Here is a 16,335-nt window from a genome sequence, read left to right on the forward strand (position 1 = left end):
TATCAAACACGACTCTTTATTAGGTAAACTTTATTAAGTAAACATTGGGCTAACAATCCCATTAGTCCAAAGCATAGCTGTTACAGCTAAAATAATAACCAGTAATATTAATCCACACGTTACTACCGAGCTGGCGTAAATAAAGCCACGCTCTTGGGGAATATGCATAAGTATTGGTACGCCGGTGTAGAGTAAATAAACCGAGTAAGCCAGTGCAATAATTCCAATACACACTACAAACCAAAGTACAGGCCAAAAAGCGGCGAGTGCCGACATAAACACTGGTGTTGCAGTATATGCTGCAAGTTCAAGTGTTTGTGTAAATGTAGGTTTAGAGCCAAATGTAACCGCCATCCAATGGGCTAAATACGCCAATGCAAAAACACCCGCTATTAAAGCAAAATACATTGCACCTGCAATTAGCAGTGCACTATCGTGCGTTAAAAATACGGGATTGCCTGCACCTATACTCCATCCTAAATAAACAGATGAGTAGTAGCCCATTATTGAAGGAAATAAAGCAATCAGTAAAATATGCGACAAACTATAGGTTAAACTTTCATGGCGATTATCTATTGTTTGCCATTCTTCAAGTGGGTGAGCATAAATGCCCCAGAGGTGATTTAGTATCATAGTACTTACTCCATAAAAGGAACGTATTATTGTTTTGGTTGGTTTATTTTTATACAGTCTATGTACAGTTATGGTTCACTTATTTTGCAAAGTCAAGTTAACTCTTTATTAACATTTAGACGCAGATAAGGGCTTTGATTTATCCCAAGCAAAATTTCGTGTTAAAATAACGGTCTATCAAATTTATTTAGTAATGAGCAGTCAACGTGCCACATAGCCAACTTTTAGAGCCGATTAATAACTTTTTATTGTGTACCACCCCAGAGCAATGGGTGGAGCAAGCAATTAAAAAAGAAAACTTATCAGTCATTTTAATAGATCACTTAATTTGTGAATTGAAAGCAGCTCAAAGTGCGATGTTTTTAATACGTAAATACGCGGTAGATAAAGAGGGTAGTGATGCATTACTCGAGTGGCTAAAGCCATTTGAAACGCTTATTTACAAACGAGAAGGGAATTGGCGCGATCTGGCTGCTAAAAATAAGCTAACTAAATCAATAATTCCTAAATCGAGTTCTCCATACGGGCAAGGTCTAATCGATAAAATGGTTTTGCTGATAAAAGAAGAGCTGCATCACTTTTATCAAGTGCTCGAAATTATGGATGAGTACGGTGTTGAGTATCAAAGTATTACACCATGTCGTTACGCAAAAGGCATGCTCCGTCATGTTAAAACGTTCGAGCCCGATGCATTAGTCGATAAGCTAATAGTAGGCGCTTATATTGAGGCGCGTTCGTGTGAGCGTTTTGCAAAGCTTGCACCGCATGTTGACAAACGTTTAGGTGATTTTTATATTTCGTTGTTACGTTCAGAAGCGCGTCATTACCAAGATTATTTAACTTTAGCGCAAGAAATTGCTGATTTTGATATTACCGAACGAGTAAACTTTTTTGGTGAAAAAGAAAAAGAGTTAATTTCTACAACCGATACTGATTTTAAATTTCACAGCGGTGTTCCCACTGTTTAAATACCCTCATTTTCTTTTAAAAAATTAATATATTCTGCTATTTTCTGATTGCTGAAATTATGTTTTTTCATAATTTTAGCAATGCGTCCATTTTTAGTTATTATATCAATTCCTCTATTAAATTTTTGTAAGTATTCTTTGGCTCTATAATTTGATTTAGAGACAACTAAATATAGTTTATGAGAAGCAAGATCTGGCGATAAGTACTCAATATTATTATCATCTGAATCTTCGGTTTTAGTGTGTTCAAGCCAATAATTTCCAACCTCTTTAGTACCCGCGACTAAATCAATACGCCCTTGTTGTAGTAAATATAAGCTTGTAGGAAGGCTTTTAGTGGACGTTATTGCCAGCTCCCTATTTCTAGCAAACTCTTGGCTTACAAAGGCATTGTCTTCTGTGCCAATACTATAAGGTTTTAACGATTGGACACTGCCATCGAAATTAATAACACTCTCTTTTCGTTTGAAAACTCCTGAGTGAGCAACTGCAAGTGGACGAGAGTAGTAAAAAACTTCATTTCTTTTTAATGAATAAAAAGCACCTAAAATAGCGGTTTTTCTGTTTTTTTCTAATAGCTTTAAAGCGCGATCCCATGTCGTGAATTCTGGTTCGCTATTAATACCTTGCGTTTTAAGCGCTGATTCGGCTATTTCATATAGCCAGCCATTACTAGGTAGGTTTTCGCTAAAATAGGGAGGGTAGTTTTCTGTAACAATTTGCCATGTTTGCTTGCTAAATACTTGTGTAGGAATGGCAATTACTACGATGAAAATTAACAGCTTAATCATTCAACCTCTCACTATTATTCATATATATAGATAAATAATAGTCAGAATTTTAAATTATGCGAAAGGCGTGCTAATTAATTCTTGTGATTGAGGGGTAACGACTAAATAAGAGCCTTGGGTATACCAGTCACCTAGCACTGTGCGAGTAAGTGTTTGTTCATTAACTTTATACGTATGAACATTAGGGCGGTGAGTATGGCCATGAATCATATTCGTAACGTTATGTTTGGCAAAGGTGGCAAGTACAGCCTCATCGACAACGTCTAAAATTTCGATAGGTTTATCAGCTTGGCTTAACTTACTTTTTTCGCGGGCATTACGCGCTATTTTTTTACGATACCAAAGCGGCATTGCAAGCATCAATTTTGGCCACCACCAACCACGGCTCTTTTTACGAAAGTTTTGATATTCAGTGTCTTGAGTGCACATTTCGTCGCCATGTAAAATAATGGTAGGCGTGCCATATAAATCAATGACTGTTTGTTCATCGAGTAATGTCATTGCGGCCATGTCGGCATATTGCTTGCGCATAATGAAATCACGATTGCCATGTATAAAATAAACAGGTGTGCCACCATCATTAACGGCGCTTAAATGTTTTGCTACATCGGCACTCAGTGCAGTAATGTAGTCATCTCCAACCCATACTTCAAAAAAATCACCCAAAATATAAAGTGCATCTACATCTTTATTTAATATATGTGTATTTAAAAAGTCAAAAAATGCAGCGCTAATGTCGGGGCGGTTTTCGCTTAGGTGTAAATCTGCAATAAAGTAAGTTTGGCGAGTCATAGGTCAGTCTATTCTAGTTTTAAAAAAACGGGCATATACTAATAGTACACACCCGCTTATATACTCACATAATATGAGTAAACGTTACTAGTTAACAGTAACGCTTTCGATGATCACATCTTCAAGAGGTACGTCTTGGTGAAAACCAGTACTACCTGTTGCAACTGCTTTAATCTTATTTACAATGTCCATGCCTTCTACTACTTCAGCAAAAACACAATAACCCCAACCTTGCGATGTTTCGCTGCTGTGGTTTAAAAAGTCGTTGTTGTTCACGTTAATGAAAAACTGTGCTGTAGCTGAATGAGGATCAGGTGTACGTGCCATAGCTAAAGTGCCTACTTTATTAGACAGGCCGTTATTAGCTTCATTCTGAATTGGGTCGTTTACGTCTTTTTGTTCCATACCTGGAACAAAACCACCGCCTTGAACCATAAAACCATCGATTACACGATGAAATATAGTGCCGTTGAAAAAATCAGCATTTGCATACTCTAAAAAGTTTTTAACTGTGTTTGGAGCTTCTTTCTCAAACATTTTAATGGTGATGTCACCAAAATTAGTGTGTAGAACAACCATGTGTTTTCCTATATCCGGTTTAAATATTGGCGCTATTTTATCGTAGTTGGCTAAGATTAACAAAGTAGATGTTTGGTTTGTTATAAAGCGCTAGAGCAGGGGCTTTTCAAGTGGTAACATAACTGTTCAAGTAAATAGTCAAGGACTCAAAGTAAATGGTAAATATATACAACACACTCACGCGACAAAAAGAGCAATTTAAACCTATGGTCGAAGGAAAAATCGACATGTATGTGTGTGGTATCACCATTTATGATTACTGTCATATTGGACACGCACGTACTTTTGTTGGTTTTGACGTTATTGTGCGCTACTTACGTCATATTGGTTACGATTTAAAATATGTGCGTAACATTACAGATATCGACGATAAAATAATTAAACGTGCGAACGAAAATGGCGAGTCAATAAACGACTTAACTGTGCGCATGACTAAAGCAATGCATGAAGATTTTGATAGCTTAAACATGCTGCGCCCTGACGTAGAGCCAACAGTTACAAGCCATATGGACGAAATTATCGTTATGGTTAAACGTTTGATTGAAAAGGGTCATGCTTATGTTGCTGCCGACGGCGATGTATTGTTTGATGTATCAACGTTTGAGCAATACGGTGCGCTTTCTCAGCAAGATTTAACGATGCTGCAATCAGGTTCTCGCGTTGAAGTAGCGCAAGACAAAGACGATCCACTTGATTTTGTTTTATGGAAAAAAGCAAAAGCAGGTGAGCCATCATGGTCATCACCTTGGGGTGAAGGGCGACCGGGTTGGCATATCGAATGTTCGGCAATGAGCTCAAAGCATCTAGGTGAACATTTTGATATTCACGGTGGGGGTTCTGACTTACAGTTTCCACATCATGAAAATGAAATTGCGCAATCGTGCTGTGCCAATAACGGCAAGTATGTGAATACATGGATTCATACTGGCATGGTGCAAGTAAACAAAGAAAAAATGTCTAAATCGTTAGATAACTTTTTTACTGTACGTGAAGTTTTAAAAGCATACGATCCTGAATCTGTTCGTTACTTTTTAATTTCAGGCCATTACCGCAGCCAACTAAATTACTCGCAAGAAAATTTAGACCAAGCGCGTTCATCACTTGAGCGTATTTATACAGCGCTTCGTGGTGTAGAACCTGTAGAGTGTGATTTAGAAGGCAATGAGTTTGTTGCTAAATTTAGAAAAGCAATGAATGACGACTTTAATACACCAGAAGCACTACCTGTGTTGTTTGAACTTGCTAAAGAGTTAAACCGCGTGAAAGACACTGATGCAGGTCAAGCTGGCGAATTAGCGTTTATACTGCGCAGCCTTGGTGAAGTGCTAGGGGTTGCTCAACAAGCACCAGAAGCTTTTTTACAAGGCGGACAAGATGACGATGAAGTTGCGACAATTGAAGCATTAATTGTAAAACGTAATGAAGCACGTGCGAGTAAAAACTGGGCTGCTGCTGATGAAGCACGTGATGCGCTTAATGCGTTAGGTGTAATACTTGAAGATTCAGCCGGTAAAACAACGTGGCGTAAAGCATAAGCGTTTAAAATAATACACGTTAAACTAAAAAAGGGTTGCCAAATGGCAACCCTTTTTAATTTTTTAACAGCTTAGCTGTGATATTTCTCACACGCTTCAAGTGTGTTTTCAATTAAGCTAGCGACCGTCATCGGGCCAACGCCACCTGGTACAGGTGTAATAAAATGCGCTTTTTGTTCAGCCACACTGTATTGAACATCACCAACTAATTTACCCGTATCTAAACGGTTAATACCCACATCGATAACGATAGCGCCTTCTTTTATCCAATCTCCAGGTATAAATTCAGGTTTACCTACAGCCACAACTAATAAGTCAGCGCGGCGAACATGCGTTTCTAAGTCTTGAGTAAACTTATGGCATACTGTGGTAGTACAACCCGCTAATAAAAGCTCTAGCGACATTGGACGACCAACAATATTTGACGCGCCAACGACAACTGCATGCATCCCTTTATAACGTACACCCGTTGAATCAAGTAATGTAATAATACCTTTAGGGGTACATGGGCGAAGGGCAGGCATACGCTGTGCTAATCGACCAATGTTATATGGATGAAATCCATCAACATCTTTATGTGGGGTAATGCGTTCTAAAATCTTTTCAGCATCAAGACCTTTTGGCAGTGGTAACTGCACTAAAATTCCATCAACTTCGGCATCATTATTTAGCTCGTCAATTAAATCTAAAAGAGTTTGCTCTTGCGTGTCTGCTGGTAAATCAAATGATTTGGAGATAAAACCTACTTCTTCACAGGCTTTACGTTTTGAACCAACATAAACTTGGCTTGCTGGATCAAGTCCTACAAGTACTACTGCAAGTCCTGGTGCACGTAAACCATTTGCTACACGTTCACTTACGCGTTCTGCTACAGCGCTACGTACTTGTTTTGCGATTGCCTTACCATCAATGATGTTTGCCGTCATGGGTGACCTTTAATTGGGGTTAATTAACTAGATACCGATACTCTAAAAACGAATGCATAATAAAATAGGGGTAAAAATGCTAATAAAGAAAACATACTCTTTATTTAACTCGTTTTATAATGTGCTTACTATTTTCGCAGAAAAGCATAGCAGCGCCAAGTTGCTTTTAATGTATATAACATTTGAGTTATTAAATAGTCTAAATTTCAGCCTACTATTGTAATATTTAACCATTGTGCACTAAAAATGAGCACTTGATTGGTTTTATTAAAAAAACGTTTGACCTAACCCCGTCAAATCACTATTATGCACCCCGTTGTCAACGAGGTCACTCGCTAACAATAATAAGTTTCGGCGATTAGCGCAGTTTGGTAGCGCACTTGGTTTGGGTCCAAGGGGTCGCAGGTTCAAATCCTGCATCGCCGACCATTTTCTTAAAATGGTCTTAAACTCTCAGTTTAAGTGTTCAGTATGAAAAAAGAAGTTAATTCTTCAATGTCGGCGATTAGCGCAGTTTGGTAGCGCACTTGGTTTGGGTCCAAGGGGTCGCAGGTTCAAATCCTGCATCGCCGACCATTTTCTTATCTAATAAGAATAATAAGTAAACTCCTCTAAGTTATAAATCTAAATTCGTTAACCTATAATTTTATTAAATAATTTGTACATTATTCTATTCAATGCTCAGTTAGCCTGTTTTTTATTCAGTTAGCCTCTATAGTCCCTTATCTAGTCCAAATAATTGCCCCCTATACTCGACTATCATAAATATTAGGTTATAATGCCGCGTCTATTGTTTAACATAGTGCCCGAAGGGCAAAGCAGCAATGGTATCTCATGGTAGCGACGGATGCTTTTAAGTGTGAAAAACCGCTTAAACTTTATCAAGACTCATGCAGATCACTTTGTTTGTAAAGGAAGGCGAACAGTCGCCAAAATTGAATATTGAGGTAAATCATGCAAGTTTCTGTTGAGACGACCCAAGGCCTTGAGCGCCGTATAACTATCACCGTTCCTTCAGAGAACGTTGAGACCGAAGTAAAAAAACGCCTACAACAACTGTCAAAAACACAGCGTATAGATGGTTTCCGTGCTGGTAAAGTTCCAGTATCTGTAATTAACAAGCGCTTTGGCCCTGCAGTTCGTCAAGAAGTTGCTGGCGAAGTAATGCAACGTAATTACATTGAAGCAATCGTTTCTGAAAAAATCAATCCAGCTGGCGCGCCTACATTCGCACCTAAATCACTTGAAGCAGGTAAAGATTTAGAATTCTCAGCAACGTTTGAAGTTTACCCTGAAGTTGAAGTTCAAGGTTTAGACAAAATTACTGTTGAAAAACCAGCGGTAACAGTAACTGACGAAGATTTAGCTAACATGCTAGAAACACTTCGTAAGCAACACGCAGCGTGGGCTGATGTTGATACAGCTGCTGGCGAAAACGACCGTGTAACAGTTGATTTCGTAGGTACTATCGACGGTGAAGTATTTGAAGGCGGCAAAGCTGAAGACTTCCCATTAGAACTTGGCCAAGGTCGTATGATCCCAGGTTTTGAAGATAACATCGTAGGTAAAAAAGCAGGCGAAGAAGTAGTTGCTGATGTAACTTTCCCTGATGATTACCACGCTGAAAACTTAAAAGGTAAAGCGGCTCAATTCACTATCACAGTGAAAAAAGTTGAAGCGCAAGAATTACCAGAATTAAGCGAAGAGTTTGCAACTAAATTCGGTGTTACCGAAGGCGGCGTAGACGCGCTTAAAGAAGAAGTTAAAAAGAACATGACACGTGAGCTAGACCAAGCGGTTAAAGCAAGCGTTAAAGACCAAGCAATCAAAGGTCTTTTAGCTAACAACGAGATCGAAGTGCCTAAAGCACTTGTTGATCAAGAAGTTGATGCTCTACGTCAGCAAGCAGCTCAACGTTTTGGCGGCGACGCTCAAAACATGCCAGAGCTTCCAGCTGAATTGTTCCACGAGCAAGCTGTGACACGTGTTAAAACTGGCCTTTTATTAGGTGAAGTGATTAAAGCTAACGAGATTAAAGTTGACGACGCTAAAGTTGAAGCATTAATCGCAACGGTAGCTTCTGCATACGAAGATCCAACTGAAGTAGTAGAATACTACAAAGGTAATGATCAACTTATGCAGCAAATGCGTAATGTAGCAATGGAAGAGCAAGCTGTTGAAGCTATTTTAGCTAAGGCAACTGTAACTGACGTTGAAAAAGCATTTGATGACATCATGAATCCACAGCAAGGCGCTTAATAAGTCATTGACTTAAGCTCTCGCTAACGATTAAATGGCTCGTGCTACTCTGTTTATACAGCGTGCCCGGGCCATTTTAGTTTTTGGCTTTAAATTTGCGAAAAACGATAACTATGCTTCCTTATAATAAGGATAAGTATAAGCGCATAAGGAATTAAATAAGTATGAATACTGGTATTACAGATCCCCTAAATGCATTGGTCCCAATGGTTGTTGAACAAACACCGAAAGGCGAGCGCTCGTATGATATTTATTCGAGATTATTAAAAGAGCGTATTATCTTTTTAACAGGTCAAGTTGAAGACAACATGGCAAATCTGATTTTAGCGCAAATGCTATTTTTAGAATCAGAAAATCCTGATAAAGATATCTTTTTATACATCAACTCACCAGGTGGTTCAGTAACTGCGGGTATGGCTATTTACGACACAATGAACTTCATCAAACCAGATGTAAGTACAATATGTGTTGGTCAAGCTGCAAGCATGGGGGCTTTTTTACTTACTGCTGGCGCTAAAGGTAAGCGTTTTTGCCTACCAAACTCACGTGTGATGATTCACCAACCATTAGGTGGTTTCCAAGGTCAAGCATCTGACTTTGAAATACACGCTAAAGAAATTCTGTCTATTAAAGATAAGCTTAATCGCTTGATGTCTGAGCATACAGGTCAACCATTAGATATTATCTCTAAAGACACAGATCGTGATAACTTCATGAGTGCTTCGCAAGCTGTAGATTATGGCTTGGTAGACTCTGTGTTTACAAATCGCGACAAAAAGTAAGCGCTTGGTGAGCAGGATTGCCTGTTTGCCACTTTGAGTTACTATGCGAAAACTAATAAATTTTGGTATAGTTAAAGCGTATTGAAATAGCCGCCAACAGTTTTGGTGGCCAACGTAATAAAATGAGGTAGCTGAATGTCTGACACTCCTACAGACGGCGACAAAAGTAATAAATTGTTATACTGCTCTTTTTGTGGCAAAAGCCAACATGAAGTGCGTAAATTAATTGCAGGCCCTTCAGTATACGTTTGTGATGAATGTGTAGAGTTGTGTAACGATATTATCAGGGAAGAGATCAAAGACATTGCTCCTAAGCATGATACGTCTGACAAACTACCTGTACCAAAAGAAATTCGTAAACACTTAGACGATTACGTTATTGGTCAAGACCATGCTAAAAAAGTATTGTCTGTAGCGGTATACAACCATTACAAGCGCCTGCGCAATCAATCGACTAAGCAAGACATTGAATTAAGTAAAAGTAATATTTTGCTTATCGGTCCAACAGGTAGTGGTAAAACATTACTTGCAGAAACGTTAGCGCGTCTACTTGATGTGCCGTTTACTATGGCCGATGCTACTACATTAACCGAAGCAGGTTATGTAGGTGAAGATGTTGAAAACATCATTCAAAAGCTTTTACAAAAGTGCGATTACGATGTTGAAAAAGCGCAACGCGGTATTGTCTACATTGATGAAATTGACAAAATTTCTCGTAAATCAGATAACCCGTCAATTACACGCGATGTATCGGGCGAGGGCGTTCAACAGGCGCTACTTAAACTGATTGAAGGCACCGTTGCTTCGGTTCCACCGCAAGGTGGTCGTAAACATCCACAACAAGAGTTTTTACAAGTAGATACATCTAAAATCTTGTTTATTTGTGGTGGTGCATTTTCAGGCCTAGATAAAGTAATTGAGCAACGCAGCCATAAAAATACCGGTATCGGTTTTGGCGTTAGCGTAAAAGAATCTGCGGCGAGCCGTTCTTTAAGTGATACATTTAAAGACGTAGAACCAGAAGATTTAGTTAAATACGGCTTGATTCCTGAGTTTATAGGTCGTTTACCAGTGGTTGCAACATTAACTGAACTTGATGAAGCTGCACTGATACAAATATTAAGCGAACCTAAAAACGCGATTACTAAACAGTTTTCAGTATTGTTTGGTATGGAAGACGTTGAACTTGAGTTTCGCGATGATGCCTTAGCTGCAATTGCACACAAAGCAATGGAGCGTAAAACAGGTGCACGTGGTCTTCGTTCAATCGTTGAAGGTGTATTGCTTGATACTATGTACGAGCTACCTTCAATGGATGACGTAAGCAAAGTGGTTATTGATGAAACCGTTATTAAAGGTGAGTCAGACCCAATCTTGATTTATGAAAATAATAAACAAGATAAAGCTGCGTCAGAATAGTTTTTAAGCTATTTGAATGAAAAAAGGAGCCTTAGGCTCCTTTTTTTATAATTAATTTAATCGAGTAAGGGAAAATTGTTGAACTTTAATTAGGTTATCCCCATATACTTGAGTAATCTTTAAAATAAATGAAGTGCGAAGAGAAACTATAATGACGCTTGAGAGAACCGACCTAGTCGAAATCCCAGTCCTAGCACTGCGCGATGTTGTGGTATACCCGCACATGGTGATCCCGCTTTTTGTAGGCCGTGAAAAATCAATAAAATGCCTAGAAGCGGCAATGGACAAAGACAAACAAATTTTCTTGGTTGCACAAAAAGATGCAACTGTAGATGAACCAGAACAAGATGATATTTATCGTATCGGGACTATTGCCACTGTACTTCAGTTATTAAAATTACCAGACGGTACAGTAAAAGTTTTAGTGGAAGGTACACAGCGCGCGCAAATTGAAGACTTTGTTGATAACGATGACTTTTTTGTTGCTAATGCTCAATTTATTGAATCTGATTTAATTGATGAGCAAGAGCAAGATGTATTTATTCGCAGCGCGATTAGCCAGTTTGAAGGCTATGTAAAGCTTAATAAAAAAATTCCACCTGAGGTACTAACTTCAGTTTCAGGTATCGATGAGCCTGCGCGCTTAGCCGATACAATGGCTGCACACATGCCATTAAAAGTACCTGAAAAGCAAAAAGTGCTAGAAATTTCAAGCGTGACAGAACGTCTTGAATATTTAATGGCATTAATGGAAGGCGAAATAGACTTATTACAAGTTGAGAAGAAAATTCGTACCCGCGTTAAAAAGCAGATGGAAAAATCTCAACGCGAGTATTACCTCAACGAGCAAATGAAAGCCATTCAAAAAGAGCTTGGTGAACTTGACGATGTACCTGACGAATTTGAAGCACTTAAAAAGCGCATCGAAGAATCGGGTATGCCAACAGAAGCACAAGAAAAAGCGACCACAGAGCTTAATAAGCTTAAAATGATGTCGCCAATGTCTGCAGAAGCTACCGTAGTGCGCTCATATATCGACACGTTAATTAATGTGCCATGGAAAAAACGCTCTAAAGTGAAGAAAGACTTAGCAGGCGCACAAAAAATCCTTGATAGCGATCATCATGGCTTAGATAAAGTTAAAGAACGTATTTTAGAGTACCTCGCGGTACAACAGCGTACTAATAAGCTTAAAGGGCCAATTTTGTGTTTAGTGGGCCCACCAGGTGTCGGTAAAACGTCATTAGGTCAATCTATTGCGCGTTCTACTGGTCGTAAATATATTCGTATGGCGCTTGGCGGCGTACGTGATGAAGCTGAAATTCGTGGGCATCGTCGTACTTACATCGGTTCGATGCCAGGTAAGCTAATTCAAAACATGACTAAAGTGGGCGTTAAAAATCCACTGTTCTTGTTAGATGAAATCGACAAAATGTCATCAGACATGCGTGGCGACCCAGCATCAGCACTTTTAGAAGTACTTGATCCTGAGCAAAACAGTCACTTTGCGGATCACTACCTCGAAGTTGATTACGATTTATCTGATGTTATGTTTGTAGCTACATCAAATAGCTTTAATATTCCTGGTCCATTATTGGATCGTATGGAAGTTATTCGCTTATCGGGTTACACCGAAGATGAAAAGCTAAACATTGCAAAAGAACACTTAATCACCAAGCAAGTTAAGCGCAATGGCTTAAAAGAGCATGAGATTGAAATTGATGATAGTGCAATTATTGGCATTATTCGTTATTACACGCGTGAAGCGGGTGTACGTAATTTAGAGCGCGAAATTTCAAAATTATGCCGTAAAGCAGTTAAAAATATCTTAATTGAAAAAGACACTAAAACAGTAACTATCAATCAAGATAACCTAGAAGACTTTTTAGGTGTACAACGCTTTGACTATGGTAAAGCTGAAGATGGCGACCGCATTGGTCAAGTTACAGGCTTAGCATGGACAGAAGTTGGCGGTGATTTGCTAACAATCGAATGTGCAGCGGTACCAGGTAAAGGCAAGTTAACTTATACCGGTTCACTGGGCGATGTAATGCAAGAGTCGATTCAAGCGGCAATGACGGTAGTACGTAATCGCGCAGATACATTTCGTATTAATAGCGACTTTTACGAAAAACGTGATATTCACGTACACGTACCTGAGGGCGCAACACCAAAAGATGGTCCAAGTGCGGGCGCAGCAATGGTAACAGGTCTTGTATCTAGCTTAACAGGTAATCCTGTACGAGCAGATGTTGCAATGACCGGTGAAATTACGCTACGTGGTGAAGTGCTTCCTATTGGTGGCCTTAAAGAGAAATTATTAGCGGCGCATCGTGGTGGAATTAAAACAGTCATCATTCCAAAAGTTAACGAACGTGACTTAAAAGAGATCCCAGAAAACGTGCTGGCAGGCTTGGATATTCACCCAGTTACTTGGATTGACGAGGTGTTAAAGCTTGCTTTAGTGCATCCTGTTGAGAGTTTTTCGGTCGAAACACCTAAAAACCAAGAAAAAAGCTAAAAAAAATGCTTTTTAGGGCTTTTCAAATCTAAACGGTATGATAAGTTAAGCACTGGTTTTCAAGCCTAGCCCTTATGGGGCGTAGGCTTAAGAAAAATATAATCATGTGAGCATTAAAAGTTTGCTCTAAAATTTTAAAAACAGTGATGTTAGTTTAAAAAACCATCGCTCTTGATAATAACAATGAAAGAGGATGATATTGTGAATAAATCTCAATTAATCGATCAAATCGCAGCTGATGCTGACATTTCTAAAGCGGCTGCAGGTCGTGCACTAGATTCATTCATCGAATCTGTATCTGGCGCGCTAAAAGAAGGCGACTCAGTTGCACTTGTTGGTTTTGGTACTTTCTCAGTACGTGACCGTGCTGCACGTTCAGGCCGTAACCCGCAAACTGGTGAAACAATCCAAATTGCTGCTGCAACTATTCCGGCTTTTAAAGCCGGTAAAGCGCTTAAAGACGCAGTAAACTAATCACTGTTTTAAACACATTAGTTATGGCGAGTGTAAAGTTACTGATTCACCACAACAGATGAATTAAGTAACTTTACCGCCAGTTACTTCAAGTGAAAAAGCGTATCTGGTAAGATACGCTTTTTTTACATGTGACAAGGTAAAATACCTTGATCAAAAAGAGATAAACAAATGCTTGAGAAAATCAGAGAAGGTTCGCAAGGACCTGTAGCCAAAATAATTTTAGGCGCGGTGATTTTATCTTTTGCCTTAGCAGGGATCGGTAGTTACTTAGGTCAAACCACAGAACAACCCGTTGCTGAAGTAAATGGAATTAAAATTAGTCAAACCGATTTTAACCGTGCTTACCAAAATGAACGTAGCCGTTTAGAGCAACAATTTGGTGAATACTTTACACAAATTGCGGCTGATCCAAATTACATGGCGCAAATTCGCCAAGGTGTAGTTGACCGCTTAGTACAACAAGAATTGCAATCACAGCTAGCGGCTGATTTAGGCCTTCGCGTAAGTGACGAAAGTGTACGTAAAACAATTTTAGAACTACCGTACTTTCAAATTGGTGAAAAATTTAATAACGACCGTTACTTACAAGTAATTCGTCAAATGAACTTTCAACCAGATGCTTTTCGTGAATACTTACGTAAAGATATGACACGCAGCCAAGTAGTATCGGCTGTTGCAGGTACAGACTTTGCACTAGAGAGCGAGCTTAAAAGCGCAATTGCTCTACAGCAGCAAACTCGTAGTATTGATTATGTAGTAGTAAACAAAGAGGCGCTTGCCGCGAACGTTGAAGTATCAGATCAAGAAGTGTCTGATTACTATGACCTAAACGCATCACAATTTTTGTCTCCAGAGCTTATTTCAGTAAGTTACATTGAGCTTAAAGCAGCAGATATTAATGTTGAATCGGTGACCGAGGATGACGTTAAAGCGTATTACGAGCAAAATAAAGCACAATACGTTGAGCCAGAAAAACGTCGCGTATCACATATCTTAATTGATAACAGTGAAGACGATGACGCAGCAAAAGAAAAAGCTAATGCACTTCATGCACAACTAGAGCAAGGTGCAGACTTTGCTGAGTTAGCAGAGTCATCATCTGACGATATCGTTAGTGGCGAAATGGGCGGCGATCTTGAATGGATAGAACGTGACGTAATGGACCCTGCATTTGAAGACGCGACTTTCGCACTTCAAAACAAAGGTGATATTTCTGAAGTTGTTGCTTCTGAGTTTGGTTATCACATAATTAAACTGACAGATATTCAACCACAACAAGTTAAAGCGTATGACGATGTTAAAGCTGACTTACGTGCTGAACTAGAACAAGCTGAAAAAGTAGATGCGTTTTACGAAAAGCAAACAGAAATGGGTGCACTTGCATTTGAAATTTCAGACCGCTTAGACGACGCTGCAGAAGTTGCTGACGTAGAAGTTAAATCTACACCTCTTTTAGCACTTAATGCTCTACCAGAGCCGTTAAACAGTCCTGCAGTTGTAACAGCACTAACATCAGTTGATTTACTTGAAGATAAAGTAAACTCTGAAGTTATTGAACTGGGTGAAGAGCACGCAATTATTGTTCGTATTAACGAGCATAAACCTGCTGCGACTAAACCACTGGATGAAGTAAGCGAGCAAATTAAAGCGCGTTTAGTTAACGAAAAATCATCTGAGCTTGCTAAAGAAAAAGCGCGTAGCTTATTTGCAGAAGTACAAGCAGGTAAGAGCTTAAACGATGTAGCAAACGAGCAAAGTTTAACGGTTCGCCAAGAAGCGCAGTTAACGCGTCAAAGCTACACTGTTTCACCTGCTATTGTGACTCAAGCATTTAAGATGGCTCACCCAGCAGATTCTGCAGTAGTTGAGCTTGTTAATTTAAATAATGGTGATGCAGCAATTGTTGCGCTTAAGTCGGTAACAGATGCACAAGTTGCAGCTAACATTGACCCTCAAGCAAAACAAAGTATTACTATGGCGCAAGCTAATAAAAACTACATGGTATTTATTGAAGCGCTTAAAGCAAATGCTGAGCTTAATTTACCAACGGCTACACAAACTGTTGAATAATTAATTTAGTTCATAAAAAAAGGCGCTTTTTAAAGCGCCTTTTTTATTGTCTTGAATAAAGTGGGTATTAATTACCTCTGGCAATAAACTCAATCCGATTGCCGCTAGGCTCTCTAATCATCATATGTTGCGTTGGGCCTTTTCCTAAGTTCTCTGGTGCAAACTCTATAATAATATTATTTTGCATTTTTAAGTGTTCATGTAGCTCGCTTAACTTTTTGATACTTTCAACACTGAGTGCTAAATGATGTAACCCCACATTGTCTGCCCGATTAAACTCTACACGCTTGTCATCATTTTTAACGCGCCACAGTGTAATAGTTATTTTGTTATTAGATAAAAAATAAGCAGGATAGGTTGGGTCATTTCCCAGCACTTTAAAACCAAGTACATCTGTAAAAAACACTTTAGATGAATCTAAATTGGACACTGTTAAACCAAGGTGATCAACACCGCCAACCCAATTTTTAACGTTTTTTGATGTATCAGCAATGGCTGAGGCAGACAAAAGGAGTAAGGGGGAAAGGCTAAGCAATAACGTGTTTTTAAGCATGAGGTCTCTTGTTAATTAAATAAAGTTAAC

The 16,335-nt window shown here is 39.0% G+C and carries 14 protein-coding genes and 2 tRNA genes; 10 read left to right on the forward strand and 6 right to left on the reverse strand.

The window, feature by feature from the left end; genetic code table 11:
• Nucleotides 1-33: 33 nt before the first annotated feature.
• Nucleotides 34-633 (reverse strand): Yip1 family protein, encoded by a 600-nt coding sequence (locus I6F53_RS01920; RefSeq protein WP_197238303.1) that lies wholly within the window; start codon nucleotides 631-633, stop codon nucleotides 34-36.
• A 206-nt stretch (nucleotides 634-839) separates the two neighbouring features.
• Between I6F53_RS01920 and miaE the strand changes: the two genes are divergently transcribed.
• Complete coding sequence (miaE, locus tag I6F53_RS01925; RefSeq protein WP_197238304.1) at nucleotides 840-1,601, forward strand: tRNA isopentenyl-2-thiomethyl-A-37 hydroxylase MiaE; 762 nt, start codon at nucleotides 840-842, stop codon at nucleotides 1,599-1,601.
• On the opposite strand, the gene I6F53_RS01930 is transcribed toward miaE, so the two are convergent.
• The 3 genes from I6F53_RS01930 to I6F53_RS01940 form a co-directional block, all read right to left on the reverse strand.
• On the reverse strand, nucleotides 1,598-2,392 hold the full coding sequence (locus I6F53_RS01930; protein ID WP_197238305.1) for a substrate-binding periplasmic protein: 795 nt from the start codon (nucleotides 2,390-2,392) through the stop codon (nucleotides 1,598-1,600). The genes miaE and I6F53_RS01930 overlap by 4 nt on opposite strands.
• Nucleotides 2,393-2,446: 54 nt before the next feature.
• Nucleotides 2,447-3,184, reverse strand: coding sequence for a UDP-2,3-diacylglucosamine diphosphatase (locus I6F53_RS01935; protein ID WP_197238306.1), 738 nt, complete (start codon nucleotides 3,182-3,184; stop codon nucleotides 2,447-2,449).
• Between the two features lie 87 nt (nucleotides 3,185-3,271).
• Complete coding sequence (locus I6F53_RS01940; protein WP_197238307.1) at nucleotides 3,272-3,763, reverse strand: peptidylprolyl isomerase; 492 nt, start codon at nucleotides 3,761-3,763, stop codon at nucleotides 3,272-3,274.
• A 155-nt stretch (nucleotides 3,764-3,918) separates the two neighbouring features.
• Between I6F53_RS01940 and cysS the strand changes: the two genes are divergently transcribed.
• Entirely contained in the window at nucleotides 3,919-5,298 is a 1,380-nt protein-coding gene (gene cysS, locus I6F53_RS01945) for a cysteine--tRNA ligase (protein WP_197238308.1), read from the forward strand.
• A gap of 71 nt (nucleotides 5,299-5,369) precedes the next feature.
• Here cysS and folD read toward each other — a convergent pair whose 3' ends face one another.
• Nucleotides 5,370-6,224: a bifunctional methylenetetrahydrofolate dehydrogenase/methenyltetrahydrofolate cyclohydrolase FolD gene (gene folD, locus I6F53_RS01950; protein ID WP_002958348.1), complete on the reverse strand. Its 855-nt coding sequence runs from the start codon at nucleotides 6,222-6,224 to the stop codon at nucleotides 5,370-5,372.
• Between the two features lie 352 nt (nucleotides 6,225-6,576).
• On the opposite strand from folD, the gene I6F53_RS01955 reads away from it, so the two are divergent.
• The 8 genes from I6F53_RS01955 (at nucleotide 6,577) to I6F53_RS01990 (ending at nucleotide 15,752) form a co-directional block, all read left to right on the forward strand.
• Nucleotides 6,577-6,653 (forward strand) — tRNA-Pro (locus tag I6F53_RS01955).
• A gap of 70 nt (nucleotides 6,654-6,723) precedes the next feature.
• Nucleotides 6,724-6,800, forward strand: a tRNA-Pro gene (locus I6F53_RS01960).
• Nucleotides 6,801-7,178: 378 nt separating this feature from the next.
• Complete coding sequence (gene tig, locus I6F53_RS01965; RefSeq protein ID WP_197178601.1) at nucleotides 7,179-8,483, forward strand: trigger factor; 1,305 nt, start codon at nucleotides 7,179-7,181, stop codon at nucleotides 8,481-8,483.
• Between the two features lie 164 nt (nucleotides 8,484-8,647).
• Nucleotides 8,648-9,265: an ATP-dependent Clp endopeptidase proteolytic subunit ClpP gene (gene clpP / locus I6F53_RS01970; protein WP_166421485.1), complete on the forward strand. Its 618-nt coding sequence runs from the start codon at nucleotides 8,648-8,650 to the stop codon at nucleotides 9,263-9,265.
• Nucleotides 9,266-9,400: 135 nt separating this feature from the next.
• Complete coding sequence (clpX, locus tag I6F53_RS01975) at nucleotides 9,401-10,684, forward strand: ATP-dependent protease ATP-binding subunit ClpX (RefSeq protein WP_166421484.1); 1,284 nt, start codon at nucleotides 9,401-9,403, stop codon at nucleotides 10,682-10,684.
• A gap of 151 nt (nucleotides 10,685-10,835) precedes the next feature.
• A complete protein-coding gene (lon, locus tag I6F53_RS01980; RefSeq protein WP_197238309.1) occupies nucleotides 10,836-13,205 on the forward strand; it encodes an endopeptidase La in 2,370 nt (789 codons plus the stop codon).
• 183 nt (nucleotides 13,206-13,388) lie between these two features.
• The gene (locus I6F53_RS01985) at nucleotides 13,389-13,679 is read left to right on the forward strand and encodes an HU family DNA-binding protein (RefSeq protein ID WP_157823336.1); all 291 of its coding nucleotides are present in this window, start codon (nucleotides 13,389-13,391) and stop codon (nucleotides 13,677-13,679) included.
• Between the two features lie 171 nt (nucleotides 13,680-13,850).
• Nucleotides 13,851-15,752: a SurA N-terminal domain-containing protein gene (locus tag I6F53_RS01990; protein ID WP_197238310.1), complete on the forward strand. Its 1,902-nt coding sequence runs from the start codon at nucleotides 13,851-13,853 to the stop codon at nucleotides 15,750-15,752.
• A 67-nt stretch (nucleotides 15,753-15,819) separates the two neighbouring features.
• On the opposite strand, the gene I6F53_RS01995 is transcribed toward I6F53_RS01990, so the two are convergent.
• Entirely contained in the window at nucleotides 15,820-16,305 is a 486-nt protein-coding gene (locus tag I6F53_RS01995) for a VOC family protein (protein WP_197238311.1), read from the reverse strand.
• Nucleotides 16,306-16,335: the final 30 nt, after the last annotated feature.

Origin of the sequence: Pseudoalteromonas sp. SWN29, assembly GCF_015864465.1 — a bacterium.
Classification (GTDB): Bacteria; Pseudomonadota; Gammaproteobacteria; order Enterobacterales; family Alteromonadaceae; genus Pseudoalteromonas.